24 protein-coding genes are annotated in these 26,952 nt (G+C 35.4%); all 24 read right to left on the bottom strand.

The window, feature by feature from the left end:
- Positions 1-131 precede the first annotated feature (131 nt).
- Complete coding sequence (gene rpsO / locus ACEE93_RS03570) at positions 132-401, bottom strand: 30S ribosomal protein S15 (RefSeq protein WP_016424928.1); 270 nt, start codon at positions 399-401, stop codon at positions 132-134.
- Between the two features lie 101 nt (positions 402-502).
- Positions 503-1,474, bottom strand: coding sequence for a bifunctional riboflavin kinase/FAD synthetase (locus ACEE93_RS03565; protein ID WP_449154925.1), 972 nt, complete (start codon positions 1,472-1,474; stop codon positions 503-505).
- 14 nt (positions 1,475-1,488) lie between these two features.
- The gene (gene truB, locus ACEE93_RS03560; protein ID WP_449154924.1) at positions 1,489-2,406 is read right to left on the bottom strand and encodes a tRNA pseudouridine(55) synthase TruB; all 918 of its coding nucleotides are present in this window, start codon (positions 2,404-2,406) and stop codon (positions 1,489-1,491) included.
- A gap of 193 nt (positions 2,407-2,599) precedes the next feature.
- The gene (rbfA, locus tag ACEE93_RS03555; RefSeq protein ID WP_449154923.1) at positions 2,600-2,950 is read right to left on the bottom strand and encodes a 30S ribosome-binding factor RbfA; all 351 of its coding nucleotides are present in this window, start codon (positions 2,948-2,950) and stop codon (positions 2,600-2,602) included.
- A 117-nt stretch (positions 2,951-3,067) separates the two neighbouring features.
- The gene (infB, locus tag ACEE93_RS03550; protein ID WP_449154922.1) at positions 3,068-5,128 is read right to left on the bottom strand and encodes a translation initiation factor IF-2; all 2,061 of its coding nucleotides are present in this window, start codon (positions 5,126-5,128) and stop codon (positions 3,068-3,070) included.
- A 16-nt stretch (positions 5,129-5,144) separates the two neighbouring features.
- On the bottom strand, positions 5,145-5,450 hold the full coding sequence (locus ACEE93_RS03545) for a L7Ae/L30e/S12e/Gadd45 family ribosomal protein (RefSeq protein WP_449154921.1): 306 nt from the start codon (positions 5,448-5,450) through the stop codon (positions 5,145-5,147).
- Positions 5,447-5,734 (bottom strand): RNase P modulator RnpM, encoded by a 288-nt coding sequence (rnpM, locus tag ACEE93_RS03540; RefSeq protein ID WP_449154920.1) that lies wholly within the window; start codon positions 5,732-5,734, stop codon positions 5,447-5,449. The genes ACEE93_RS03545 and rnpM overlap by 4 nt, the downstream gene beginning before the upstream one ends.
- Positions 5,735-5,744: 10 nt before the next feature.
- Complete coding sequence (gene nusA / locus ACEE93_RS03535; RefSeq protein ID WP_449154919.1) at positions 5,745-6,959, bottom strand: transcription termination factor NusA; 1,215 nt, start codon at positions 6,957-6,959, stop codon at positions 5,745-5,747.
- A gap of 22 nt (positions 6,960-6,981) precedes the next feature.
- Positions 6,982-7,449, bottom strand: a complete 468-nt coding sequence (gene rimP / locus ACEE93_RS03530) for a ribosome maturation factor RimP (RefSeq protein WP_449154918.1) — start codon at positions 7,447-7,449, stop codon at positions 6,982-6,984.
- Positions 7,450-7,781: 332 nt separating this feature from the next.
- Complete coding sequence (locus ACEE93_RS03525) at positions 7,782-12,092, bottom strand: PolC-type DNA polymerase III (protein ID WP_449154917.1); 4,311 nt, start codon at positions 12,090-12,092, stop codon at positions 7,782-7,784.
- A 233-nt stretch (positions 12,093-12,325) separates the two neighbouring features.
- Complete coding sequence (locus ACEE93_RS03520; RefSeq protein WP_449154916.1) at positions 12,326-14,032, bottom strand: proline--tRNA ligase; 1,707 nt, start codon at positions 14,030-14,032, stop codon at positions 12,326-12,328.
- Positions 14,033-14,054: 22 nt separating this feature from the next.
- On the bottom strand, positions 14,055-15,335 hold the full coding sequence (gene rseP / locus ACEE93_RS03515) for an RIP metalloprotease RseP (RefSeq protein WP_449154915.1): 1,281 nt from the start codon (positions 15,333-15,335) through the stop codon (positions 14,055-14,057).
- The gene (locus tag ACEE93_RS03510; RefSeq protein WP_449154914.1) at positions 15,336-16,475 is read right to left on the bottom strand and encodes a 1-deoxy-D-xylulose-5-phosphate reductoisomerase; all 1,140 of its coding nucleotides are present in this window, start codon (positions 16,473-16,475) and stop codon (positions 15,336-15,338) included. It lies immediately after the preceding gene.
- Between the two features lie 15 nt (positions 16,476-16,490).
- Positions 16,491-17,273: a phosphatidate cytidylyltransferase gene (locus tag ACEE93_RS03505; protein ID WP_449154913.1), complete on the bottom strand. Its 783-nt coding sequence runs from the start codon at positions 17,271-17,273 to the stop codon at positions 16,491-16,493.
- A 13-nt stretch (positions 17,274-17,286) separates the two neighbouring features.
- Complete coding sequence (locus tag ACEE93_RS03500; protein WP_449154912.1) at positions 17,287-18,048, bottom strand: isoprenyl transferase; 762 nt, start codon at positions 18,046-18,048, stop codon at positions 17,287-17,289.
- Between the two features lie 149 nt (positions 18,049-18,197).
- On the bottom strand, positions 18,198-18,752 hold the full coding sequence (gene frr, locus ACEE93_RS03495) for a ribosome recycling factor (protein WP_449154911.1): 555 nt from the start codon (positions 18,750-18,752) through the stop codon (positions 18,198-18,200).
- A gap of 18 nt (positions 18,753-18,770) precedes the next feature.
- Positions 18,771-19,493 (bottom strand): UMP kinase, encoded by a 723-nt coding sequence (gene pyrH / locus ACEE93_RS03490; RefSeq protein WP_449154910.1) that lies wholly within the window; start codon positions 19,491-19,493, stop codon positions 18,771-18,773.
- A gap of 247 nt (positions 19,494-19,740) precedes the next feature.
- A complete protein-coding gene (gene tsf / locus ACEE93_RS03485) occupies positions 19,741-20,619 on the bottom strand; it encodes a translation elongation factor Ts (RefSeq protein ID WP_449154909.1) in 879 nt (292 codons plus the stop codon).
- A gap of 287 nt (positions 20,620-20,906) precedes the next feature.
- Positions 20,907-21,692: a 30S ribosomal protein S2 gene (gene rpsB / locus ACEE93_RS03480; RefSeq protein WP_449154908.1), complete on the bottom strand. Its 786-nt coding sequence runs from the start codon at positions 21,690-21,692 to the stop codon at positions 20,907-20,909.
- Positions 21,693-21,851: 159 nt separating this feature from the next.
- Complete coding sequence (gene codY / locus ACEE93_RS03475; protein ID WP_449154907.1) at positions 21,852-22,628, bottom strand: GTP-sensing pleiotropic transcriptional regulator CodY; 777 nt, start codon at positions 22,626-22,628, stop codon at positions 21,852-21,854.
- Positions 22,629-22,647: 19 nt separating this feature from the next.
- Positions 22,648-24,057 carry an ATP-dependent protease ATPase subunit HslU gene (hslU, locus tag ACEE93_RS03470; RefSeq protein WP_449154906.1) on the bottom strand — a complete coding sequence of 470 codons (1,410 nt, stop codon included), beginning with the start codon at positions 24,055-24,057 and terminating at the stop codon, positions 22,648-22,650.
- A 14-nt stretch (positions 24,058-24,071) separates the two neighbouring features.
- Positions 24,072-24,614, bottom strand: a complete 543-nt coding sequence (gene hslV, locus ACEE93_RS03465; protein WP_449154905.1) for an ATP-dependent protease subunit HslV — start codon at positions 24,612-24,614, stop codon at positions 24,072-24,074.
- Positions 24,615-24,618: 4 nt separating this feature from the next.
- Positions 24,619-25,509, bottom strand: coding sequence for a tyrosine recombinase XerC (xerC, locus tag ACEE93_RS03460; protein ID WP_449154904.1), 891 nt, complete (start codon positions 25,507-25,509; stop codon positions 24,619-24,621).
- 117 nt (positions 25,510-25,626) lie between these two features.
- Positions 25,627-26,931 (bottom strand): FADH(2)-oxidizing methylenetetrahydrofolate--tRNA-(uracil(54)-C(5))-methyltransferase TrmFO, encoded by a 1,305-nt coding sequence (gene trmFO / locus ACEE93_RS03455; RefSeq protein ID WP_449154903.1) that lies wholly within the window; start codon positions 26,929-26,931, stop codon positions 25,627-25,629.
- Positions 26,932-26,952: the final 21 nt, after the last annotated feature.

The following is a 26,952-nucleotide window of genomic DNA, read 5'->3' as shown; positions in this document are numbered from 1 at the left end:
CTCTCCTACTGTTTCATCAATTCGTAGTTTGTCCACTTTTCATTATATCTTACATTTAACATCTTTAATAGTAAAAAAAGAAAGAAACCAACGCTTGGTCTCTTTCTTTCATATTCATTACGTGCGCTATATTAACGACGGATACCTAATGATTTAATTAATTCACGGTAACGTTGAATATCTTTGTCACGTAAATAATTTAATAAATGACGACGACGACCTACCATTTTTAATAAACCACGACGTGAATGGTGGTCTTTTTTATGAATACGTAAGTGATCATTTAATGCTGAAATTTCAGCAGTTAACACAGCGATTTGAACTTCTGGAGAACCAGTGTCCGTTTCGTGTGTACGATATTCTTTAATTAGTTCATTTTTACGTTCTTGTGAAATTGCCATTATCAATTTCCTCCTCTAAATTATGAATTGCCTTAATCTGAGCGAGGCGTCGGAGTTTCAACCTCCCAAGACTAAGGTTAGCTGTCCAAATTTCTTAGACTTTAAATATTATAATTGATATCATCACCAAAATCAACCGATAGTAAATATTTAGCGCGTTCTTTATCTTGATTCATTTGTGCAACTAAAGGATCAATGCCATCAAATTTAAGTTCAGGACGTAAATAATGATGCCAATCTATAATGACACGTTCTCCGTATATATTTTCTTCAAAATCAAATAGATTAACTTCAATCACTACCTGTGGCAATGAATCGTGAAATGTAGGTTTTACCCCTACGTTACATACGCCTCGGTAGACTTTATCGCTCGTTCCTATTTTCATGCTTACCGCATATACACCTTTAGCAGGTAAAACATAATCATCAGAAGGTTCTACATTTGCTGTTGGAAAACCAATCGTACGCCCTCGTTTTTCACCCTGTACGACAGTACCTTTAATTTGATAGCGATAACCTAACGATTCATTTGCTTTATCTAATTGTCCAGTAAGTAAAGCCTCTCGAATCGCAGTGGTTGAAATTTTTTCGTCATTAATATCTTGTTTTCCTACTGTAATACACTCTACATCACTTAAGTATTCTTGTATCATTGACATATTCCCTTTGCCATACTTACCAAATGTAAAGTCAAACCCAGCAATAATCACCTTTGCATGGTTATTAATCAGATATTCTCGCATAAACTCTTCTGGGGACACATCCGCAAATTTAGATGAAAAATTAACAACGATACAGTAATCAATATCTTTTTCTTTTAATTTTTCAATTTTATCTTCAAGCGGTGTTAAATACGTGGTGCGTTTTTGTTTTGGATTTAAGACCACTGAAGGGTGCGGATCAAATGTCATAATCGCTTTTTTAAGCCCCTTTTCTTCTGCAACACGATCTAATTCATCAAAAAGTGCTTGATGCCCACGATGTAAGCCATCAAAAAATCCTAAAACAATCGCAATCTCTTCTTTTATATGTTGTTCTTGACGTATCGGGTGAGTGACTTCAATAACTTCCATTTCGTAAAACTCCTTTAATGAAATACCTTTTTAGGTTTAATTTCTGTTTCATTGACCGGATGTACTTCATAAATTGCAAGTACACATTTATGTTCACTATCCCACATTACAATTTCCTGTTCAAATGTAATTGGAATCTTATTTTTATTTAACTTTTGCCCATTTAAAATGCGTTTTTTTAATGTGTCATTTTGAATGTCGAACCTAGGTAACGCTTGAAGTCCATAATGCATAGGGTATAAATCATCATTCAAAGTGCCCATGTCATGGTGATTTTTGATTTCATTTAAAGAAATCGATTGATCCAGTTTGAATCCTCCACTCATTGTACGCGTCAACCGAGACATATGCGCAGGATACCCTAGCATCTTTCCAATGTCGGTCGCTAATGTTCTGATATATGTTCCTTTACCACATGACACTTCAATGTTAAAACGCAAGACATCCTCATTAAATTGTAACTCAGAAATACGTTTTATGTGTGAAATATGCACTTGTCTTTTAGGTCGTTCAACTTCTTCACCATTTCTCGCATACTCATATAATTTTTTTCCGTTTACTTTGACCGAAGAATACATCGGCGGTACTTGGGTGATATTTCCTTCAAAGTGACGTAATGCTTCATCCACCTCTTCTTCTTTCATACTTTGAGGTGTTACTTTTTTTGTGGTTAATATGTCTCCGGTTTGATCTTCAGTTGTTGTCGAATAACCTATTGTCACTTCAGCTTGATACGTTTTACCCATTTCCATGACATAATCGCTGACTTTAGTGGCTTTACCTAAACAAATAGGTAGCACACCATCAACTTCAGGGTCTAACGTCCCAGTATGGCCAACCTTTTTCGTTTTTAACATTTTTCTTACTTTAAAAACGACGTCATGACTAGTTAAACCTCTCTCTTTATACACCGGTAAAATGCCATCGTACATCTTGTCACTCCCTTTCTTTTAAATACTATACAAACCTATTTAATTGTACCATTATATGATTATAGATATAAACAATGTTTAAGTAAGCATGCCACCACTTAGATGAATTAAAATACCGATATATGACTATAATAAAAGGATACGTTAACGTGACATCCCAATCGTCAATTAACGTATCCCAATCATAAACATATTATTCGTCTTTTTTATGAAGTCCTTGAATTAACTGTTCTATGCGATTGCCGTATTCAATAGATTCATCATACTCAAATTCTAAATCAGGGACAGTTCTCAATCTCATACGATGTGCAATTTCAGTTTTTAAAAATCCTTTAGCTTTTTCAAGGCCTTTAAGCGAATCTTCACGTTCTTGCTCATCGCCTAATACGGTGAAATAAACTTTAGCAAGTGATAAATCGTTAGTTGGTCGAACGTCGGTAATCGTTAAAAATCCCACTCTTGGATCTTTAAGCTTATTATTAATGACATCCATTAATTCTTGTTTCATTTGTTCTCCAACACGTTCAGCTCTCATATTATTCATGTTATACCTCCTTTGCATTTAGAATAATTTTATAGGTTAAAAGGGCTGAGACATATCGTATTCCTACTTAGAAAACGATTAAAAATGTCTCAACCTCAAAACATTTTAACTTTTAGTTTATCTTTCAACTTCTACCATAACATATGCTTCGATGATGTCGCCTTCTTTGATGTCATTATATTTTTCAACTGTGATACCACATTCATAACCTTGTTTTACTTCTTTAGCATCATCTTTGAAACGTTTAAGTGTATCTAATTGACCATCAAATTGAACAATACCATCTCGAATAACGCGTACGCCAGAATCACGAGTGATTTTACCTTCAGTAACATAGCTACCTGCAATCGTACCTACTTTTGATACTTTAAATGTTTGACGTACTTCTGCTTGACCAATCACTTGTTCTTCAAATTCAGGATCAAGCATACCTTTCATAGCTGATTCGATCTCTTCAATAACGTTATAGATAACACGATGTAAACGCATATCTACATTTTCAGCTTCAGCAGCACGTTTTGCACCAGCATCTGGACGTACGTTGAAACCAATAATAATACCATTAGATGCATTCGCTAATGTTACGTCTGATTCGTTAATTGCACCAGTAGCTGTATGAATAATACGCACATTTACGCCTTCAACATCAATTTTCATTAATGATGCAGATAAAGCTTCAACTGATCCTTGAACGTCCCCTTTGATGATGACATTTAGGTCTTTCATTTCACCTTGTTTCATTTGTTCAAATAAGTTATCAAGAGATACATTTTTACTTTCTTGACGTTGTTGTAAAATGTTTGCTTCTTCACGTGCTTCACCGATACGTTTTGCTTTCTTTTCATCTTTGAATACGACAAAACGATCCCCAGCTTGTGGTACATCTTGTAAACCTGTAATTTCTACTGGCGTTGATGGACCAGCTGTTTTAATACGTTTACCTAAGTCATTTACCATTGCACGAACTTTACCGTGTGTATTACCAACAACTAAAGCATCACCTACATGAAGTGTACCGTTTTGAACAAGTAATGAGGCAGCAGGTCCACGTGATTTATCAAGTTCTGCTTCAATAACTGTACCAATCGCAGCTTTATCAGCATTTGCTTTTAACTCTTGTACTTCAGAAACTAATACAAGCATCTCAAGTAAATCGTCAATACCGTCACCGCTTAATGCTGAAAGTGGCACGAAAATGGTATCGCCACCCCAATCTTCTGGGATTAGATTATACTCTGTTAATTCTTGCATTACACGGTCAGGGTTAGCAGTTGGCTTATCTACCTTGTTCACTGCCACAATAATTGGAACTTCAGCAGCTTTTGCGTGGTTAATTGCTTCAATTGTTTGAGGCATCACGCCATCATCTGCTGCTACTACAAGAATCGTAATATCTGTTACTTGTGCGCCTCTTGCACGCATTGTTGTAAATGCAGCGTGACCAGGTGTATCTAAGAATGTAATTTTTTTACCTTTATTTTCAATTTGGTAAGCACCAATGTGTTGTGTAATACCTCCAGCTTCGCCATCAGTAACACGTGTATTACGGATAGAGTCTAAAAGCGTTGTTTTACCATGGTCAACGTGGCCCATGATTGTTACAACAGCTGGACGCTCTTCTGCATCTTCATCTTCTTCAATACCATCAAAATAAACTTCTAAATCATTATCATCGACAACGACTTCTTCTTCTAATTCAACACCATAGTCTGAAGCAATTAATTCTAAAGCTTCGATATCAAGTGATTGGTTAATATTAGCCATGATACCAAGCATGAATAATTTTTTAATGATTTCAGAAGAATCTACATTTAATTTTTCAGCAACTTCGCCTACTGTAATGCCTTCTGTATACATAATTTTCGATGGCATTTCCTTAGGCGCTTGTGATGCTTTTTTATCGTTTTTCTTGTGATCTTTTTTCTTATTCTTGTTATTGTTTTTATTTTGCTTTTTATTGTTTTGTTTTTTCTTGTGATTTGATTGAGTAGTTTGCTTTGAAGCATTTGATTTATCATTTTGTTTTTTAAATTTTTGATCTAATAGTTTAACTTGATCATCCTCTAACGTTTGCATATGGTTAGACACTTCAACACCATTTTCCTTTAATGCTTCAATAACGTCTTTACTTTTAATATTTTGAGATTTGGCATATTCATATATTCTTTGTTTACTCATTAAACCACTCCTAACTTTATTCATCAATCAAAGCCATCATCTTTTTGGCAAAGCCTTGCTCTGTTATACCAATATTTACGCGTGCACTTTTTCCTAATGCACCACCAAGTGCCTCACGACTACTTACAATTCGACAAGGTGTATGATAGGTTTGGCATTTATTAATCCATTGTTGTTTAGTATTATCAGAGGCATCTTCGGCAATTAAAACCAATTTCAAACGACTTTTCTTTAATTCACTCATTACAACAGCTTCACCTGTTTTTACTTTACCCGCACGCATTGCTAAACCTAAAAAATTTAAAAATTGTTCATTACTCATTTAGTAGGTATCTCTTCTCTATAAATAAGTCGAATAATTTCTTTATATACAGGGGCAAGTGTGTCTGGTGATACTTTAAAAAATTGTTCTAACTTTTGTTCTTTTTGTGCATTTTCGATAAGGCTAATATCTTTAGACACATATGCGCCACGACCTTGTTTTTTACCTGTCGCATCTGCAGAAATCTCGCCTTCTTTATTTTGAACGACACGAATCATGTCTTGTTTAGGTTTCATTTCATTTGAGAGGATACATTTTCTCATAGGAATTTTTCGCTTTTTCATGAAATCCCTCCTACTTGTCCTCGTTTTGTTCAGTTAACGCTTCATTATCTAAATCATCAAGTACGTCTTCTGTTTCCTCTTCTTCTGATTCCACTAATACTGTTTCCTCAGGTTCTTCATCTTCTAGGAAAGTTGTTTCAGTCAATACTTCGTCATTTGATACCGGTTCATCTGATATTAAATTTAATGCTTCTGCATCACTTTCAGATTTAATATCAATTTTCCAACCTGTTAACTTCGCAGCTAAACGCGCATTTTGACCACGTTTACCAATAGCCAATGATAGTTGATAATCTGGTACGATAACAGTTGTTGATTGATTTTCTTCATCCACTAATACATCAATGACTTGTGAAGGACTCAATGCATTACTTACAAATGTTTTTGGATCTTCACTCCATTGTACGATGTCAATTTTTTCACCGCCAAGTTCTTCTACAACTGCTTCAACGCGCGCACCTTTAGCACCTACGCATGAACCTACTGCATCAATATCTGAGTTTTCAGCATGTACACTGATTTTAGAACGATCTCCCGCTTCACGCGCTACTGACTTAACTTCTACAATACCATCAAAAATTTCAGGCACTTCTTGTTCAAATAAACGTTTTAAAAGACCTGGGTGACTGCGAGAAACGAAAATTTGAGGTCCTTTTGTAGTTTGTTCTACCTTATTTACATAAACTTTAATACGCTCATTTGGCACATAAGTTTCGTTTGGACTACGTTCTGCTTCAGATAATACCGCTTCAGTTCGTCCAAGGTTCACATATACATATCTGTGATCGACACGATCAATAACCCCTGTAACAATATCTTCCTCTTTATCAATGAATTCATCATATAAAATTTCGCGTTCAGCATCTCTTAAACGTTGAAGTACTGCTTGTTTTGCTGCTTGTGCACCCACACGACCAAAGTCATTAGGTGTCACGTCTTCTTCATAAATATCTCCTACCTCATAAGCAGGATTTTTAACAAGTGCTGTAGAAAGATCGACTTCATCACGATCATCAAATACTTCTTCAACAACTTCTTTACGTGAAATTACTCTAAATGAACCACTGTCTAGGTTCAATTCTACTCGAACATTTCTCGCACTATCATAATTCTTTTTATAAGCGGTAATTAGTGCTGCTTCAATGGCATCAACTAGCACTTCTCTCGGTATTTTCTTTTCTTTTTCAAGGTATTCTGTAGCTAATAATAATTCATTGCTCTCCACTGCTTATTCCTCCTCACATAGCTTAAAGCATTACAGCATGTCTTGCTTTCGCAATTTTATTACGTGGAATTGTAATTGATTTAACTTTTTCTTTAACTTGGACCTCTAATGAAATAAATTCATCGTCTACATCAATTAAACGACCGAGCCATTCTTTCTCACCTTCAATCGGCGCATAAAGTGAGACAAAAATAGGTTGTCCTACTGCATTCTGATAGTCTTTTTCTTTTTTGATTGGTCGTTCAGCACCAGGTGATGAGACATCAAGATAATATGCTTCAGAAATCGGATCATGTTCGTCCATTATTTCACTAATGCGTTCAGAAGCGATTGTACAATCATTTAGGTCCACGCCACCTTCTTTATCAATAGAAATTCTTAAATAGTGGTCTTTACCTTCTTTTACAAATTCAATATCCACGAGTTCGTAATTCAATTCGTCTAATACGGGTTGGATTAATGGTTCAACTTGCTCTGTAACTTTACTCATACGAGCCCCCTTATCTTTAATAACAAAGAGAAAAGAGCGGGTCATACCCACTCTTCCTCCTCGTGTCTATTTAATACGCACCATTATTATACCACAAGCACTATGAATGAACAACTTTTCGCCTTGGACGGCATAGTATACATTGTGGCATTAACAAAGCTCAGCTTACACCGTTTTATCTCATCATACTGTTTAGGTTCAACGCTCGATTTTGCTCTTAAATAAAGGTTCGCCTGCTCGCTTTCACTCGCATGCATAACGTACACTAACTCACTTTGTTCGAAGTGTACGTAATCACTTCGAACCCTGAACGCAATTGTCCGCACTTTGTTTTACATGTCAAATATGGATAGTTGTGCTTTGTCAGGCATGTTTGGGAGTGAGCCTAGTTCGTCAAGATAGTCAATGACTTTTTGTGAGACGCCGGCTTTTTTGTTTAAGTCTTCTTTTGATAAGAAAGGTCCTTCTTCTCTTGCTTCCACGATTCTTTTGGCTACGTTTTCACCTAATCCTGGTACAGCAATAAATGGCGGGATTAATGTATCGCCTTCAATAATAAAATCAAATGCTTCACTTTTTTCTAAGTGAACGGGTTGCATTCGAAATCCACGATGTGCCATTTCATTCATAATTTCTAATACAGTCAATACATCCTTTTCTTTTTTACCTAAATCCATGTAGCGTTCATACATATCTTTAATCGTTGCGCGTATACTATCTTTATCTTTAATCATAGTCAATAAATCAAAGTCTGATGCACGGACGCTAAAGTAACTTGCGTAATAATATAAAGGATAATGAACTTTAAAATAAGCAATACGTACTGCCATTAGAACATAGGCCGCAGCGTGTGCTTTCGGGAACATGTATTTAATCTTTTTACAAGAGTCTAAATACCAATCTGGCACATCATTTTCTTTCATTGCTTGTTCCCATTCTTCCGTTAACCCTTTACCTTTACGGACTGCTTCCATAATTTTAAATGCTAGTGAAGGTTCTAAACCAGCATACATTAAATACACCATAATATCGTCACGACAGCCGATACAACTTGATAGCGTACATGTCCCACTTCTTACAAGTTCTTGTGCGTTACCTAACCACACGTCTGTGCCATGGGATAAACCTGAGATTTGCACAAGTTCTGAGAATGTCGTCGGTTTAGTATCCTCTAACATTTGACGCACAAACCCTGTACCAAATTCAGGTACACCAAATGTTCCAGTTTTGGCTAGAATTTCTTCTTCAGTAACACCCAATGTTTCTGGCGAACTGAAAATACCCATTGTTTCCTTATCATCTACTGGAATGGTTGTAGGATCAATCCCAGATAAATCTTGTAGCATACGAATCATAGTTGGGTCATCGTGTCCGAGTATATCTAGTTTTAAAACGTTATCATGAATCGAATGGAAATCAAAATGCGTTGTCATCCATGGTGAATTTTGGTCATCTGCTGGATATTGAATCGGTGTAAAATCATAAATATCCATATAATCAGGTACAACGATAATCCCACCTGGGTGCTGACCAGTCGTTCTTTTCACACCTGTACAGCCTTTTACTAACCGATCTACTTCAGCGCCTCGCTTATGAATACCTTGGTCGTTTAAATATCCTTTTACAAAACCAAACGCTGTTTTTTCAGCAACTGTACCAATTGTACCTGCACGATATACATATTCGTCACCAAAAAGTACTTTTGTATAGTTGTGGGCCTCAGGTTGATATTCCCCACTAAAGTTCAAGTCGATATCGGGTACTTTGTCACCTTTAAACCCTAAGAATGTTTCGAATGGGATATCTTGGCCTTCTTTAATTAACGTAGCACCACATTCGCAAGTTTTATCTGGTAAGTCAAAGCCAGAACCCACTGACCCATCATCGAAAAACTCACTTTTTTTACAATTAGGGCAAATGTAATGTGGTGGCAATGGATTGACTTCAGTAATTTCAATCATTGTGGCAACAAAACTTGAACCAACCGAACCACGAGAACCTACCAAGTATCCATCCTCTAAAGATTTTTTAACAAGGCGTTGTGAAATTAAATAGATAACTGAAAATCCATTACCTATGATACTTTTTAATTCTTTTTCAAGACGATCAATGACGATTTGAGGTAAATCTTCACCATAGAGTTTTTTAGCGTTTTGATAACTCGTTTCTCGTATTTCGTCATTAGCCCCTTCCATATTAGGCGTGTACAATTTATCTTTGATTGGGACCACTTTCTCAACACGTTCAGCAAGTGCTTGGGTATTTTCAACAACAATTTGATGTGCACGTTCTTCACCTAAAAAGTGAAATTCATCGAGCATTTCATCTGTTGTGCGGAAATGCGCTTCTGGTAATGTTGAACGGTTTAATGGATTACCAGGTTGCGATGCTATGAGAATACGTCTCGCAATGCCATCGTGTTCATGTAAATAATGCACATTTCCTGTCGCAATCACAGGAATTTGATTCGTTTCGCCAACTTTTAAAATACGTTCATAAATTTCTACTAATGTTTCGTTATCACGAATAAGTTCTCGATCTAATAAATCTTGATACAATGCTGGTGGTTGCACTTCGATGTAGTCATAATATTTTGCGATACGTTCTACTTCAGATTGATCTCTTTGCATCACAGCAGTAAATACTTCACCTTCGTCACACGCTGTGCCCACTAATATCCCTTCTCGATACTCATCCAATAATGAACGTGGGATTCGTGGTGTTCTATAATAATATGTGACTAAAGATTCACTAACAATTTTAAATAAATTCTTTAGTCCTTTCTGATTTTGAACGATTAAGGTAATATGTTGAGGTCTTGCTCTTTTATATGCATCCTCATTTGACAGTTTAGTATTAATATCTTGATGATTCTCAATACCTAACTCTTTTAATTGAGCCAACATCTTAATAAAAATATAAGCGGTTGCTTCAGTATCATAGATCGCACGGTGGTGTTGTGTCAGTTCTACACCATATTTTTTCGCTAAAAAGTTCAAACCATGTTTACCATAACTTGTATTAATCGTACGTGATAATTCTAAAGTATCTATAACGCCATTAGTAGATGGGCCAAAACCTAAGCGTTCATATCCTGTATCAATGAACCCCATATCGAAGGACGCATTATGTGCGACAAATATCGCATCGCCAACCCATTCTTTAAACTCTGTTAATACTTCTTCAATTTCCGGGGCATCTTTTAACATGTCATCATTGATATGCGTTAAGTTTTTAATGGTTTCTGTTAACTTTTCATGAGGATTGCTAAAACGTTCAAACTTATCAATGATTTCTCCATTTTTCACTTTGACTGCTGCAAGTTCGATAATTTTATCGTATTGATTTGATAAACCTGTTGTCTCGACGTCAAAAACGACATAAGTTGCATCTTTTAAAATGCGATCTGTCGGTTTATAGGCAATGGGCACGCCATCATCTACAAGCAAGCCTTCCATACCATAAATCATTTTAATGTCATGTTTTTCCGCTGCTGCATGAGCATCTGGAAAGGCTTGAACAACATTATGATCTGTTACAGCAATCGCTTCATGTCCCCACTTTTTAGCTTGGGCTACATAGTCACTAATATGAGAAACACCATCCATTTGGCTCATTGAAGTATGCAAATGGAATTCTACACGTTTATCCTCAGCTTTGTCTTGTTTAGGTACGCGCTTTATCTCTTCTATGTCTGACATCATCATGACTAAATCTCTGATAAACATATCTTCTTCAATGCGTCCTTGTGCACGTATCCATTTCCCTTCAGATAGTGCTTTAAAATGATCTAAATCATCTTTATTTTTACGCGTAAACATCTTTAACACTAAGGAATCTGTATAGTCCGTTACTTTTAGCTCTACAATATGACGCCCACTTTTTAATTCCTTCAAATTAATATCAAAAATAACCCCTTCGACAGCCGCTTTAAATTCTTCTTCCACAATAGACTCTATTGGTCTGACTTGTTCTGCATGGATTGGTTTACCAATTTGACATTTCTCTACTGTAGATTCTTGATTTTCTTCTTGAGCACGTTGAGCTTTCATTTTTTCAATTTTTTCAGTCGCTTCTTTTGCGCTTTGTTGGTCCTCTTGTTGAATGTGGGCTTCTAGGGAGGCTAAATCATCATCTTGACTCGAATCATCTGTCTCAAATACAACTTGTTTTATATCAAAACCGCATCGTTGCAATGCTTTAATTAAACTACCGTTACAAGTTTTATCAAAATGATTACGTTCAATATCATTTTGAACTAAAACTTTTACTACATCACCAGACATGATGATTTTCTTTTGTTTTAATTGACCTTTAACTTTAGGGGATAAAGCAGTTTGTTCGATGCAATCACCAAAATATTTTAATAAATGTTCATCTTGAGAGGAGGTGTTTTTAACCTTAAAATACCAATCAACTTGGGCGATATGTTGAAATGTATCTTGAAGCGCATGAGTGAAAACAGCGTAATCTTCATAACTTATAAAATATGGTAAGGTAATGTGAAATGTCCATGCGCGAGATTTTTCGGAAACATCAACTCTGGTTAATTCGCCTTCTTCAACAAACGCTTCATCGAAATGATCTAGCATATTCAATTGTTTAAGTAATATCTTAAACTTGTCTTGTTTGTGTAGTGTCATTTTATAACCACCTTAAATTATTGCAACTTACCTTTTAAAAAAACTGACATTTTAAACATCATTTTCAAGGGCGCCTTATATATTCAATCATCCATGGAATAATAATATAACGTATTGTTCTATCCACTATAAACGAAAAGCACTTTAAATACACGTAAAAATGACTGATTTAATCAATTTCTAAATCAGTCATTTTATCTTCTAGGTCGCACCTATTGCATTGACACTCATTACTAGTGTAATGCGTTATATAATTGATTAATGCGATCAAATAATTGATCGATATGGACGTCTTCACTTTCTCCATTATCACGACGTTTCACTTCGACGATACCATCAGCTGCATTTTTTCCTACAACGACTCTCAATGGCAGACCAATTAAATCCGCATCATTAAATTTTACGCCTGCACGTTCCTTACGATCATCATATAACACATCATATTGCGCTTTTAACTCATTATAAAGTTGATCACCGAGTTGTTGTTGCTCTTCTTTTTTAGGATTGATCGTAATAATGTGGAGATCATACGGAGCTACAGCTTTTGGCCACATGATACCATTGTCGTCATGATGTTGTTCAATAATGGCACTTAATGTTCTAGAAACACCGATACCATAACAACCCATTGTGACATTTTGTTCTCGCCCTTGATCATTTAAAATCGTTGCTTTCATTGCTTCAGTATATTTTTCTCCTAGAACAAACACTTGTCCTACTTCAATACCTTCAGCAAATTTTGCTTCACCAGAACCATCAGCTAGTGGTTCACCTTCTAAAATAAATCTAAAGTCAGCATAGGCTTCCACGTTGAAATCACGTTCAACATTAGCATTGTAATAATGATAGTCGTCTATGTTAGCACCTACTACATAATTATTGCTATTTTGAAGATCATTATCTGCGTATACTTTAATATCTTTATCAGTAATAGGACCTAATGAACCTGGTTTAGCCCCTAATAAGTTAATGATTTCTTCATCATCGGCAAAGGCAACGTCTTCTGTTTCAAAGAATGTTTTCACTTTAACTTCATTAACCTCATGATTGCCTCTTACAAGTAAAATGACATATTCACCTTGTACTTTCATTACCATTGTTTTGACAATTTGATTTAGAGGTACATTAAGAAATTCAGCTAAAGCTTCAACCGTTTTTACATTAGGTGTGTGTACTTTTTCTAATGGTTTAGCCTCTTCTAATGCTTGCGTTGTTGGTTGATATACAACTTCTGCTTTTTCAATGTTAGCCGCATAATCACTATTATCACTATATACAATAGTGTCTTCACCAATTTCACTTAAAGCATGAAATTCATGTGTATGATTACCACCAATAGCACCTGAATCCGCCATTACTGCGCGTACATTTAAACCTACTCTATTAAAGATAGTATAATACGCATTGTACATATCATTATATGTTTGCATTAAAGACGCCTCATCAGCATGGAAAGAATAGGCATCTTTCATAATAAATTCTCTGCCACGTAATAATCCGAATCGTGGTCGTTTTTCATCACGAAACTTAGTTTGAATTTGGAATAATGTAAGTGGTAATTGTTTATATGAACGCAATTCATCACGAATTAAAGCTGTTACAACCTCTTCATGTGTAGGCCCAAGTGCAAATTCTCTTTGATGACGATCATTTAAACGCATGAGCTCTGGTCCATAGGCATCCCAACGTCCGGATTCTTTCCATAACTCAGCATGTTGTAACACAGGCATAACAACCTCTACCGCTTCAATGCGTTCCATTTCTTCACGAATGATATCTGATATTTTTTGAATCACGCGAGTAGCGATTGGTAAATAACTGTAAACCCCAGCTGCGTTTTGTTTAATAAGACCCGCTTTTAACAAAAACTGATGACTGATTGCTTCTGCTTCAGCTGGCACTTCTCTTAATGTAGGTATAAACACCTTAGATTGTCTCATTGTTTTATTCCTCCTTTACTTATTACAAGAAATAACGTTGAATATCGTTCCAAGTAACAAGTACCATAATGATTAATACAAAAATCGCACCAGCTGCGATAATCGCTGTTTCTGCTTTTTTATTAGCTGGTTTTCTAAAGATTGCTTCGTAAATAACAAATAAAATACGTCCACCGTCTAACGCTGGAATAGGTAATAAGTTCATAATACCTAAGTTAACGCTTAGCATTGCTGTCCATCTAATAAGGTTGATAATTCCCGTTTTCACCACGGTATCTACATTTTTATATATTCCAACAGGGCCATTTAACATATCAAAACTAAATGCACCTGTAAAAATGCTTGCTATCATCGTACCAACGGCTGAAAAGATGACTTTACCAAAACGTAACGTCTCTTCTATACCGTACGTAATCGGTTCAATTAAAGAATGCTCTTTTGTTGGTACGACGCCAAGTTGATATTGCACTTGTTTTTTATCTTTTGTTTGTTGATATTCAATTTTTTTAGGTGAAAATTCAGCTGTTTGAACTTTGCCATCTCTTTCATATTTTATTGTTGTTTCTTCACCATTAGTAGAATTGAGCGCCCCTTCTATATTTCTGAAACGCTTAATTTCAGTATCATTAATTTCAAGGATAGTGTCACCCTTTTGTAATCCAACTTGTTCAGCTGGAGACTTTGATGCTACTTGATCAATGGTCGTTGTTGGCGCACCTTCATAATAAGCTAATCCCACTAATAGCACTAATGCTAATATAAAGTTAAATAACGGTCCTGCAAAGAGCGTTAAAAACTTCTGATAAGGTTTTTTATGTACAAATTGGCGATCTTTAGGTGCAATTTGAATTAAACTCCCATTTTGTACGAAATACGCTTTTCTGGCTATATTGAAATGATGACGCATGTCATCATATGCAGTGACCCCTTCCATATACAATCCATCTTTTAAATTGATTTGTTTAACTTCAATTGCTTCAATTTGTTGGAATTTATGTTGATCATCTAAAATAATATGCGTAATTTCATCATTATCATTTAATTTGATTTTAACATGCATTCCCGGTTGCACTGGGGGCTCTTCTAAACCATCACCAGCCATGCGCACATAACCACCAATGGGTAATAAACGAATTGTATATAAGGTTTCGTTTTTACGAAAGCTAAAAATTTTCGGCCCCATACCTATTGCAAATTCTGGACACATAATTCCCGCACGTTTCGCAAAAAACATATGACCATATTCGTGAACAGAAACAAGGAGACCAAAAACAATAATAAAAGCAATGATCGTCACAAACATTTATGTGTTCACCTCATAATTTTTAGTTTTATAATAGTCATCTATTTCTAAAATTTGTTCTAGAGTTGGGTGCGGAATAACGTCATGTGCATCCATTTCTTGTTCAATCAAACGTTCAATATCTAAAAAGCCAATTTCTTTATTTAAAAATTTAGCGACAGCTACTTCATTTACTGCATTTAATACAACTGGCATAGTGCCGCCTATTTTAATCGCATCGTATGCATATTTAAGACACTTGTAACGATTAAAATCCATTGCTTTAAAGTTCAATTGTGCGATCTCAGCTAGATTGAGAGATGGTGCATTATGTTCAATGCGTTCTGGATAGGTAAAAGCATATTGTATAGGCATGCGCATATCTGGCGTACCTAATTGCGCCATTACACTTGTATCTACAAATTCCACCATTGAGTGAATAATACTTTCTTTATGAAGAATGGTTTCGATTTGATCAATATCAAGGTCAAATAACCATTTCGCTTCAATGACTTCAAATCCTTTATTCATCATTGTAGCCGAATCAATCGTAATTTTATGTCCCATAGACCAATTCGGGTGATTTAAGGCATCTTCAACCGTTACATTTTTCAGTTCTTCTCTTGATAAATCTCTGAAAGATCCCCCACTGGCTGTGATAATAACCTTTTGAATTAAATCCTTACGTTCTCCATTAAGACATTGAAAAATAGCGGCATGTTCTGAATCCACTGGTAAAATATCAACGTTGTATTTTTTTGCGTATTGCATCACAAGTTCACCGGCAACGACTAATGTTTCTTTATTCGCTAAAGCAATATTTTTACCACTTTCTATCGCTCTAATAGTTGGCTCTAAACCAACACTGCCTAATAATGAATTAAGTACAATATCAGCTTTTTCATAAGTGGCCACTTGAACTAAACCTTCTCGTCCGTGCACAACTTTAACATCATAGCCTTCTAGTCGTGCAACATCCTTTTCATTTTGAACAGAAACAATCTCAGGGTGAAGTGTTTCGATGACCTTGATCGCATAATCAATATTTTGGCCTACCGTCAATCCCACCAAATTAAATGCCTCACTATGATTTTCAATGACATCAATGGCTTGGGTTCCGATAGAACCAGATGCTCCTAAAATAACGATATTTTTTTTCAAAATACTTCACCTCTCTTACATTTGAATCAAAAAGATATTCATTAAAGGTAATACAAACATAAAACTGTCAAATCTATCTAGAATACCACCATGTCCAGGTAACAATCTTCCAGAATCTTTCACACCAAAATGACGTTTGAAACCTGATTCGACTAGGTCACCCAATTGACCAAATGCACTTAAAATAACTGTAATCACTAATAGCCATACCGTGCCAATTTCGAATGGTACAAAAAATACAAACGTAATCGGTACAATTAAACTACATAATAAGCCGCCTATGAATCCCTCTACCGTTTTATTAGGGCTAATCACAGGCCACAACTTATGTTTACCTAATAATCTACCAAATATGTAAGCGCCAGTATCTGTTAACCAAACGATCAGTAATCCAAATAAAATGTAATGTAATCCTGCTGCTCTTGTTTCATAAAAGTACATAAAACCAATCCCTACATAAGCAACAGACATTAAACAGAATGCCGAATCCATAAAACTAAAACGGTTTTTCGACATGACAGTATAACTCAAAATAACAAAACTCATAGCAATTAAAAACTTTTGTTGCAACAATTGTACCCAAAAACCTAAATCTTGAGGCAACATCACGATAATTAATGCACATGCACTAATTAAACCAGGTATAGATAGAAATTGTATTCTATTCATATTTAATAGTTCCTTTAAAGCGATTAACGCTAAAATAAAGGTAAAATACATCCAAACTGATCCGCCAATAAGTAATATGGGTAAAAATATAATTAAAGCTACAATTGTAGTAATTGTTCTTACCTTCATAATTCTCTCCTATCTACAATCCTCCAAATCTTCTTTGGCGTGATTGATACGTATTAATACATTCTATTAAATCATTCTCTCCAAAATCTGGCCATAACTTTTGATGAAAAATAAATTCACTATAAGATAGTTGCCAAATTAGAAAATTACTTAATCGTTGTTCACCAGACGTTCTGATTAATAACTCTGGATCTGGATACTCACTAGTCATTAAATAGTTTTCGAATAAGGTTTCATTAATATCTGAAGGTTGAAGATCATCACGATCACGTATATCCTCAATCAATGCTTTCATTCCATTAATAATCTCAGCACGTCCACCATAATTGATTGCAAAAATTAAAGTTAATCCATCATTTTGTTGTGTTTTTAACTTAGCTTCATTAATTGCTTCAATCGTTTGTTTTGGCAATTGATCAGGAAAACCAATTGTCTCGACGCGAACATTTTTTTCAATAAGTTCAGGTAAAAATGAATTTAGAAAATTAACAGGTAATCCCATAATGTAATTCACTTCTTCATTTGGACGAGACCAATTCTCAGTAGAAAACGCATAAAGCGTTAAATATTTTACATTTAACTCGCTTGCCACTCTAGTAATTTTTTTAATGGTCTGCATGCCTTGATAATGACCTTTGATTCGGGGCATTTTACGTTGTTTTGCCCACCGTCCATTACCGTCCATTATAATGGCTATGTGTTGTGGAATGTTATGTAAATTTATAGTATCAACACTTGTGTGTGTGGTTTGTTTTTTCTTAAAAATATTAAACATACGTGTTCCTCCGAACTATTTGTCCCCAGTTATTATAATCTTATATGCATACAATTATCTATCATTTTATCACAACCCAATGCGTCATTTGAACTAACAAATAAAAAAACTGTACCAAAGTTGTATTCGGTACAGTTCACTTTCTAAAATTAAACTGACATAACGTCTTCTTCTTTGTCAGAAACTAACTGGTCAATATCTTTAATAGATTGATCAGTTACTTTTTGAACATCGTCTGAAGCTGAACGTAATTCATCTTCAGAAATATCGCCATTCTTTTCTTGTTTTTTAAGCGTGTCGTTTGCATCACGGCGAATATTGCGGACAGAAACTTTAGCAGCTTCTCCTTCTTTTTTAACTTGTTTAACGATCTCTTTACGACGTTCTTCTGTAAGTGCTGGTACGTTAATGCGAACCACTTCACCATCACTATTTGGTGTAACACCAAGATTAGCAGCTAAGATGGCTTTTTCAATATCACCTAAAACTGATTTGTCATATGGTGAAATGACTAATAATCGTGCTTCAGGCACACTAATACTTGCTAATTGTTGAACAGGTGTTGGTGCACCATAGTAATCTACTTCTACACCTGAAAGTAAATTTGAGTTTGCACGGCCTGCGTTAATTTGAGCTAATTCTCTTGATAAGCTTTCAGTTGATTTTTTCATTCTTGATTTAGCGTCTTTAATGACATCATTCATCGTTCATTCACCTCTATATTATTTTGTAATAATTGTACCGATGTCTTCACCTTGTACAGCACGTTTAATATTACCTTCTTCTAAAATCGAGAAAACTTTAAGTGGAATATTATTATCCATACAGAATGAAGAGGCTGTAGAATCCATTACTTGAAGGCCCTCTTGTAATAAATCGATATACGTTAAACGTTCGTATTTTTTCGCATTTGGGTCCACTTTTGGATCAGCAGAATAAACACCATCTACGTTATTTTTACCCATTAGAATAACGTCTGCTTCTACTTCTGCAGCACGTAAGGCAGCTGTTGTGTCAGTAGAGAAGTAAGGGTTACCGATGCCAGCTGCAAAGATAACAACTCGTTTTTTCTCTAAATGACGAATTGCACGACGACGAATATACGGTTCAGCAACTTGTTTCATTTCGATTGAAGTCAGCACACGTGTATCACAATCTAATTGTTCTAAACTGTCTTGTAACGCAAGCGCGTTCATGACAGTCGCTAACATACCCATGTAGTCAGCTGTGCCACGGTCCATACCTAAGTCACTACCCGTTTTACCACGCCAAATGTTTCCGCCACCTACAATGACTGCAATTTCTGTATCCATTTTTGCAACTTCAGCTACTTGTTCTGCAATGCTTTTGATAATCATTGGGTTAATACCAAAGCCTTTATCTCCTGCTAATGCTTCACCGCTTAATTTTAAAACAACTCGCTTATAATTTGAAGTTTCAGTCATAATATTAACCTCTCTATTCATAATATGTAACGCAATGCATTGATGTTACTAAAGATTAAAATGCGATGATGGTCATGTGATAAAACAATGATTCATACATACTTTAATCTTTTTCACCTTCAATCAAACATCATACCTATAATTAAAGAAGACACAATAAGCACCTTCCTATAGATGCCATCGATTAAGATGACATCTATAAGGAGGACACGAAAGGTGTCTTCTTTGTTAAATTAAAATGGGTTATTTATTTCATTTGTCCTTTAACTTCATCAGCAAAGTTTTCTTCGCGTTTTTCCATACCTTCGCCAACTTCATAGCGTACGAAGTCAACTAATTTTCCACCTTTAGATTTAAGGAATGATTCAACAGTTTGGTCTGGATCTTTAACAAAGTTTTGATCAACTGCACAAATTTCTTGTAAATATTTACGTAAACGACCTTCAACCATTTTTTCAACGATTTTTTCTGGTTTACCTTCGTTAAGTGCTTGTTGTTTTAAAACTTCTTTTTCGTGGTTGATTTCATCTTCACTAACTTGATCAGATGATACATATTTAGGGTTGATTGCTGCAATATGCATAGCTACATCTTTAGCAGCTTCTTCATCAGTTGTACCTTCTACTACTGAAAGTACACCAATGCGGCCACCCATGTGTAAATAAGCACCAAATGCATCGTTATCAGTTTTAGTACGAACTGCGAAACGACGTAAGCTTAATTTTTCTCCGATAGTTGAGATTGCTTCAGTCATATGTTCTGAAACTGTTTTGCCATTTGGTAAAGTTGTTTCATTTAAAGCTTCAACTGATTCAGGTTTAGTTTCAAGGATTTGATTAGCAATTTCTTTAACAAGCTCTTGGAAGCCTTCATTTCTAGCAACGAAATCTGTTTCAGAGTTGATTTCAACGATTACTGCATCGTTACCTTTAACTTCTACGTGTGTAATACCTTCAGCTGCGATACGGTCTGCTTTTTTAGCTGCTTTAGCAATACCTTTTTCACGTAAGTAGTCAACTGCTTTATCGATATCACCATCAGTTGCCTCTAATGCTTTTTTACAATCCATCATACCAGCGCCAGTTTTTTCGCGTAATTCTTTAACAAGTTTAGCTGAAATTGCCATTCACTATTCCTCCAATATCATTTCATTAATTTATTTTAAAAAAAGGGGGTGGGACATCTGATGTTGTCCTATCCCCTAACCACGCGTGTATCATAATTCAGTGTGAATTCGGAGTTAGGATGACATCAATCATCAATGAACTTAATTTTTGATATCCCAACCTCATTAACACAATTTTTCAATAAGATTTGAGCTACAATTAGTAGTTTTCTAAAAGCAGGATTTTTAAACATATTGGTTAAATCCTGCTTTTAGCTCAAACACTTCAGTCTAACATTACATATCAATTAGTTAGATTCAGTTGTTTCTTCTGTTTCTTCAGAAGTTGCTTCTTCTGATTTTTCTTCGTTTAAGTCGATGTTTTGTTCTGCAGCGACTTCATCGTTAGATACACCTTGTTGACCTTCTAAAATCGCATCTGCCATTTTACCTGTTAAAAGTTTTACCGCACGAATTGCATCGTCGTTTGCAGGAATAACATAGTCGATTTCGTCTGGGTCACAGTTTGTATCAACAATACCTACGATTGGAATGTTTAATTTGTGTGCTTCTGCAATCGCATTACGCTCTTTTCGAGGGTCTACAACGAATAAAGCGTCTGGCATTGATTTCATATCACGAATACCGCCTAAGAATTTGATTAAGCGATCATATTCTTTTTTAAGTTCAACAACTTCTTTTTTAGGTAACACATCGAATGTGCCATCTTCTTCCATTTTTTCAATTTCAGAGATACGTTTGATACGTTTAGAAATTGTTTTATAGTTTGTTAAGATACCGCCAAGCCATCTTTGGTTAACGTAGAAGTGGCCAGCACGTTCAGCTTCAGCTTTAACTGATTCTTGTGCTTGTTTTTTAGTACCAACAAATAAAACTTTTCCGCCTTCTTCTGAAATTTGTTTAATAAAGTTATAAGCTTCTTCAACTTTTTTCACTGTTTTTTGTAAGTCAATGATATAGATACCATTTCTTTCAGTGAAGATATATTTTTTCATTTTTGGGTTCCAACGGCGAGTTTGGTGACCGAAGTGAACACCTGCTTCTAGTAATTGTTTCATTGAAATTACTGCCATAATTAAATTCCTCCTAGTGGTTTTATTTCCTCCACACTCACTCATATAAAAACGATTTAAAATCGCACCCTTTTATACTTTCGTGAAATGTGTGTGTTTTGGTTAACATAACCGCATATGAATATATCATAGTCAACCTTCAAATGCAATAACTAAAAATTATACATTTGATTTTTTCAATGCGTCTAAAAAGGCTTCTTTTTTAACTTTAATGAATGTACCTTTCATACCTAATGATCGTGATTCAATAACGCCCGCACTTTCAAGTTTACGTAACGCATTGACAATAACAGAACGCGTGATACCTACACGGTCTGCTACTTTAGAAGCGATTAATAAACCTTCTGCTCCGCCTAATTCATCAAAGATATGATCAATGGCTTCTTTTTCAGAATAAGATAAAGAGTTAATAGCCATTGAGATCGCTGCTCTATCTCTTGCTTCAGATTCAACTTCAGAATGTTTTTCACGAAGAATTTCCATACCAATTACTGTAGCAGCATATTCACCTAAAACTAAATCATTTTCACTAAACTCATCAGATACACGACCTAAAACGAGTGTACCAAGGCGTTCTCCACCACCAATAATTGGGAAGATTGTTGTTTTTGAATCTCTAAATAAATCAACGTTTTCGTAAGGGAATACTGATAAATCATCTTCAATTGTAATATTAGACGTTGTCTCATAAACGTGCATTAATTTTTCAGTATAAGCTTCAGGAATATGACTGTCTTCTAACATTTGAATGATACGTTCATTTTTTAATAATTCGTTCAAGCATGAACCTAAAATTTTTCCTCGTCTTGAAACAATGAAAGCATTTGTAATTGTTACTTTACTAATTGTTTGTGCAACATCTTTAAAGTCAACGGAAATCCCTTTATGTTTTTGTAATAAACTACTTAGTTCTCTCGTTTTCGATAATAAGCTCATGTCACTTCTCCTTTTTTTCTTATAAGATAAATTCGCTTAAATCTTTATTAATTGAAATAGATTTTAATTTGTCGTCTACATATTGAGGGGTAATATCTACTTTTGCATTTGGCATATTCGATGCTTCAAAAGATAGATCCTCTAACATTTTTTCAAGAATTGTGTGTAATCGTCTGGCACCGATATTATCAGTTTCTTGATTCACATGATGTGCCATCTCAGCTAACCGATGTATTGCTTCATCGGTAAAATTAACAGTAACTTCTTCAGTTTGTAATAACATTTCGTATTGTTTGATAAGTGAAAGTTTTGGCTCTTTTAAAATTCGCACAAAATCGTCGACAGTTAAACTTTCTAACTCGACGCGAATTGGAAAGCGTCCTTGAAGTTCAGGAATTAAATCGCTTGGTTTTGAAACATGGAAAGCACCAGCTCCAATAAAGAGCATATGTTCCGTATTCACACTACCATATTTCGTTCTGATTACGCTACCTTCAAGGATAGGAAGTATATCACGTTGCACACCTTGTCTTGAAACATCTTGCCCTCCACTATTTTGACTTGATACGGCAACCTTATCTATTTCATCAATAAAAATAATTCCCATTTGTTCGGCTAATTCAAGGGCTTCTTGATTCGCTGTTTCATGATCAATCATTTCGTCCGCAAAGTCATCTGTTAAAATCTTGCGTGCCGTTTTAACAGGGACTTCTTTTTCTACCTTTTTCTTCGGCATTAATTGATTCATCATTTCTTGCATTTGTTCGTTTTGTTGTGTTCCTAACATACCCATTGCACCAGGATCTTGTTGTACTTTAACTCGCACTTTTTCTTCTTCTAATTGTCCATTAAGTAGTTGTTGTTTAATTTCTGAACGTTTTGTTTTTATTTCGTCTGTTGGTGGCTCCTCTTCTTCTTCCTCTTGATGGCCAAAATTAGGCATGACACCTCCAAACAATGATTCTAATGGGTTGTTTGATGATTGGCTAGCTTTTTTCTTCAAACTTGGAACGAGTAATTTCACTAATTTTTCATTCGCTTTTTGAAGCGCTGCCGATTTCACTTCTTCTTTCTTTTGGTCTTTTACCAAACGTACGGCCACATCAACTAAGTCACGAACCATGCTTTCTACATCACGTCCCACGTAGCCAACTTCTGTAAATTTCGTTGCTTCTACCTTAATAAATGGCGCTCCAACTAACTTTGCCATACGTCTAGCAATTTCTGTTTTACCAACACCAGTCGGCCCCATCATTAAGATATTTTTCGGCGCAATTTCTTGTTTTGTCTCATCATCAAGTAAACTACGACGATATCTATTTCTTAATGCAATCGCAACTTTCTTTTTAGCTTCTTGTTGACCAACAATGTATTCATCTAACTTTGATACAATTGTTTTTGGTGTATATTGAATGGCACTATTATCCATTAATTGACCCTCCGTTATAGTTTTTCCACTGTAATTTGATCATTTGTGAAAACGCAAATATCTGAAGCCACTTTTAAACTTTCATATGCCATTTCACTTGCAGATAAATGCTGAGCATGTCGTTTTAATGCGCGTCCAGCACTTAAGGCATAATTCCCACCAGAACCTATTGCAATTAAATCATCATCCGGTGCAATGACTTCTCCAGTACCGCTAACAACAAGGATATGTGATTCATCCATCACAATTAACATTGCTTCTAATTGACGAAGTTGTTTATCTCCTCGCCATTCTTTAGCTAACTCTACTGAAGCTCTCTCTAAATTCCCGCTATATTGTTGTAACTTTGCCTCAAACTTTTCAAATAAAGTAAACGCATCGGCTACACTTCCAGCAAAGCCAGCAATTACGCGTCCATTATATAATTTTCGCACTTTTTTAGCTGTCTGTTTCATAATGACTTGTTCACCTAACGTTACCTGACCATCACCGGCCATAGCAGCTTCACCATTATGTTGAACAGCATAAATTGTTGTCGCATGTATTGATGAACTCATAAAATTACTCTCCTTTTCTAGCACGTGGATGTGCATTTAAATAGACTTGGCGTAGTTGTTGATTAGTCACATGAGTGTATCGACTCGTTGTTGATAAATTCACATGGCCTAACAAACTTTGTACCGTTCTTAAATCTGCACCCTCATTTAACATATGTGTCGCAAATGTATGTCGTAGTTTATGAGGATGAATAGCAGATACATTTGCTGTGCGCTTGACAATATCGTTTAAAACATATCGTACGCCTCGCTCAGTTAAGGGGTCCCCTTTTAAATTAACAATTAAAAAATCATGATGTGTATTTTGGATGGGAGCAAACGATTCTAGATACGTTTCAAGACTTTGGCGACAAAATTCACCAAAAGGAATGATCCGTTCTTTACTCCCTTTCCCCATTACTTTAAGAAAACACATTTCCAAATCGACGTCTTGTCTTTTTAATGCGACTAATTCTGAAACGCGCATGCCAGTTGCATATAACAACTCTAAAATAACGCGATCTCTTAACCCTTTTTTAGCATCCTTTTCAACTGTTTCAAACATCGCTTCCATCTCTTCAGTATAGAAAAATGATGGTAAATAACTTTCTTTTTTAGGATGAACAAGTTGAACAAAAGGATTCACAACAGACTGATCTTGCGTCATCCAATAGTTATAAAAACTTCGCAATGTTGAAATTTTTCTAGAAACTGTTGTACGTTGCAGCCCCATTTCGTACAACATATTCAGATAATTTCGTGCATCTTTGTAGCGAAACGTATTCAAAGTCAATTGTTCTTGTGCCAAAAATCGATTAAATTGTTTCATATCATCATAATATGCCTTTAATGTGTGATCAGAGAAAAAACGTTCTCTTTTCAGCATATTAAGAAATTTTAACTGGATTTGTTCCAATGTAAAAACCCTCCATCATAAGTATTGTAGCATAATGATGGAAGGTACTGCATGAATTTTACATAGAATTTTCTCAGAAATCTAAATTTTACTTATTTTGCCAATAAATTATTAATTTTAAAGTGATTGTTTGAAATGATTTAAATAGTCGAGCGCTCTGTTAGCTAACGTTTCATAACGTTCTTTTTTATCTTTAATACGTTTATCCAATGATGGGACCAATCCAAAGTTGGCATTCATCGGTTGGAAATTTTTATTATTTGTAGCATGTGAAATATAGTACGCTAAACTACCAATCATTGTCTCGCGTGGGAAGATGACATCTGCTTTATCAAGCATTTGATGTGCTAAATTGATACCAGCTACCATGCCACTTGCTGCACTTTCGACATATCCTTCTACCCCAGTCATTTGACCTGCAAAATATAAGTCTTTTCGGTTTTTAAACGCATAAGTCTCATCTAATACATCTGGTGAATTAATGAAAGTATTGCGGTGCATGACACCATAACGTACGATTTCTACGTTTTCGAGACCTGGAATGAGGCGAATGACTTCTTTTTGGTCACCCCATTTTAAACGCGTTTGAAAACCTACAATATTGTATAGGGTACCTGCCGCATCATCTTGTCTTAACTGAACCACTGCATAGGGTCTTTTATCAGTTTTCGGATCTTCTAATCCCACTGGTTTCATTGGACCAAATAACAATGTTTTAGGGCCTCTTTTAGCCATGACTTCAAACGGCATACAGCCTTCAAAATATTTCTCTTTTTCAAAGTCTTTCATAGGTGCCGCTTCTGCACTAATAGCTGCTTCATAAAAGCGCTCAAATTCTTCTTTGTTCATTGGACAATTAAGATAAGCTGCTTCACCTTTATCATAACGAGATTTTAAATAGACTTTGTCCATATCAATTGAGTCTTTTTCGATAATAGGCGCTGCTGCATCATAAAAGTATAATTGATTTTCTCCAGTTAAAGCGACCACTTCTTCTGTTAAGGATTCAGATGTTAAAGGACCAGTTGCTATAATGGTAGGCCCCTCTGGAATGGACGTAATCTCTTCATTTAATACGGTTATATTAGGGTGATTTTTTAAAGTATCTGTAATATACCCTGAAAAATCATGTCTATCTACTGCTAGAGCGCCTCCTGCAGGTACTCTAGCTTTATCTGCTGCAGCAATCACTACAGAATTAAGACGTCTCATTTCTTCTTTTAATACACCGACAGCATTTGTTAAGGAATTGCCACGTAAGGAATTCGAACATACTAACTCTGCAAATTTGTCTGTATGATGTGCTGGTGTCTGTTTAACCGGCCTCATCTCGTATAGGTTTACTTTAATACCACGTTCTGCTAATTGATAAGCAGCTTCTGAACCAGCTAAACCTGCACCAACCACATTAACTTGTGTCATATCTATCAAACTCCCTTCGTT

The organism is Staphylococcus sp. 11262D007BW, from assembly GCF_053547815.1.
This window is presented reverse-complemented; position numbering and strand designations above follow the sequence as displayed.

Bases quoted from the DNA above. Each gene is read 5' to 3' on its own strand.
- rpsO (WP_016424928.1), bottom strand. From the start codon at position 401: ATGGCAATTTCACAAGAACGTAAAAATGAACTAATTAAAGAATATCGT.
- ACEE93_RS03565 (WP_449154925.1), bottom strand. From the start codon at position 1,474: ATGGAAGTTATTGAAGTCACTCACCCGATACGTCAAGAACAACATATA.
- truB (WP_449154924.1), bottom strand. From the start codon at position 2,406: ATGTACGATGGCATTTTACCGGTGTATAAAGAGAGAGGTTTAACTAGT.
- rbfA (WP_449154923.1), bottom strand. From the start codon at position 2,950: ATGAATAATATGAGAGCTGAACGTGTTGGAGAACAAATGAAACAAGAA.
- infB (WP_449154922.1), bottom strand. From the start codon at position 5,128: ATGAGTAAACAAAGAATATATGAATATGCCAAATCTCAAAATATTAAA.
- ACEE93_RS03545 (WP_449154921.1), bottom strand. From the start codon at position 5,450: ATGAGTAATGAACAATTTTTAAATTTTTTAGGTTTAGCAATGCGTGCG.
- rnpM (WP_449154920.1), bottom strand. From the start codon at position 5,734: ATGAAAAAGCGAAAAATTCCTATGAGAAAATGTATCCTCTCAAATGAA.
- rimP (WP_449154918.1), bottom strand. From the start codon at position 7,449: ATGAGTAAAGTTACAGAGCAAGTTGAACCATTAATCCAACCCGTATTA.
- ACEE93_RS03525 (WP_449154917.1), bottom strand. From the start codon at position 12,092: ATGACACTACACAAACAAGACAAGTTTAAGATATTACTTAAACAATTG.
- ACEE93_RS03520 (WP_449154916.1), bottom strand. From the start codon at position 14,032: ATGAGACAATCTAAGGTGTTTATACCTACATTAAGAGAAGTGCCAGCT.
- rseP (WP_449154915.1), bottom strand. From the start codon at position 15,335: ATGTTTGTGACGATCATTGCTTTTATTATTGTTTTTGGTCTCCTTGTT.
- ACEE93_RS03505 (WP_449154913.1), bottom strand. From the start codon at position 17,273: ATGAAGGTAAGAACAATTACTACAATTGTAGCTTTAATTATATTTTTA.
- ACEE93_RS03500 (WP_449154912.1), bottom strand. From the start codon at position 18,048: ATGTTTAATATTTTTAAGAAAAAACAAACCACACACACAAGTGTTGAT.
- frr (WP_449154911.1), bottom strand. From the start codon at position 18,752: ATGAATGATGTCATTAAAGACGCTAAATCAAGAATGAAAAAATCAACT.
- pyrH (WP_449154910.1), bottom strand. From the start codon at position 19,493: ATGACTGAAACTTCAAATTATAAGCGAGTTGTTTTAAAATTAAGCGGT.
- tsf (WP_449154909.1), bottom strand. From the start codon at position 20,619: ATGGCAATTTCAGCTAAACTTGTTAAAGAATTACGCGAAAAAACTGGC.
- rpsB (WP_449154908.1), bottom strand. From the start codon at position 21,692: ATGGCAGTAATTTCAATGAAACAATTACTAGAAGCAGGTGTTCACTTC.
- codY (WP_449154907.1), bottom strand. From the start codon at position 22,628: ATGAGCTTATTATCGAAAACGAGAGAACTAAGTAGTTTATTACAAAAA.
- hslU (WP_449154906.1), bottom strand. From the start codon at position 24,057: ATGGATAATAGTGCCATTCAATATACACCAAAAACAATTGTATCAAAG.
- hslV (WP_449154905.1), bottom strand. From the start codon at position 24,614: ATGAGTTCATCAATACATGCGACAACAATTTATGCTGTTCAACATAAT.
- trmFO (WP_449154903.1), bottom strand. From the start codon at position 26,931: ATGACACAAGTTAATGTGGTTGGTGCAGGTTTAGCTGGTTCAGAAGCT.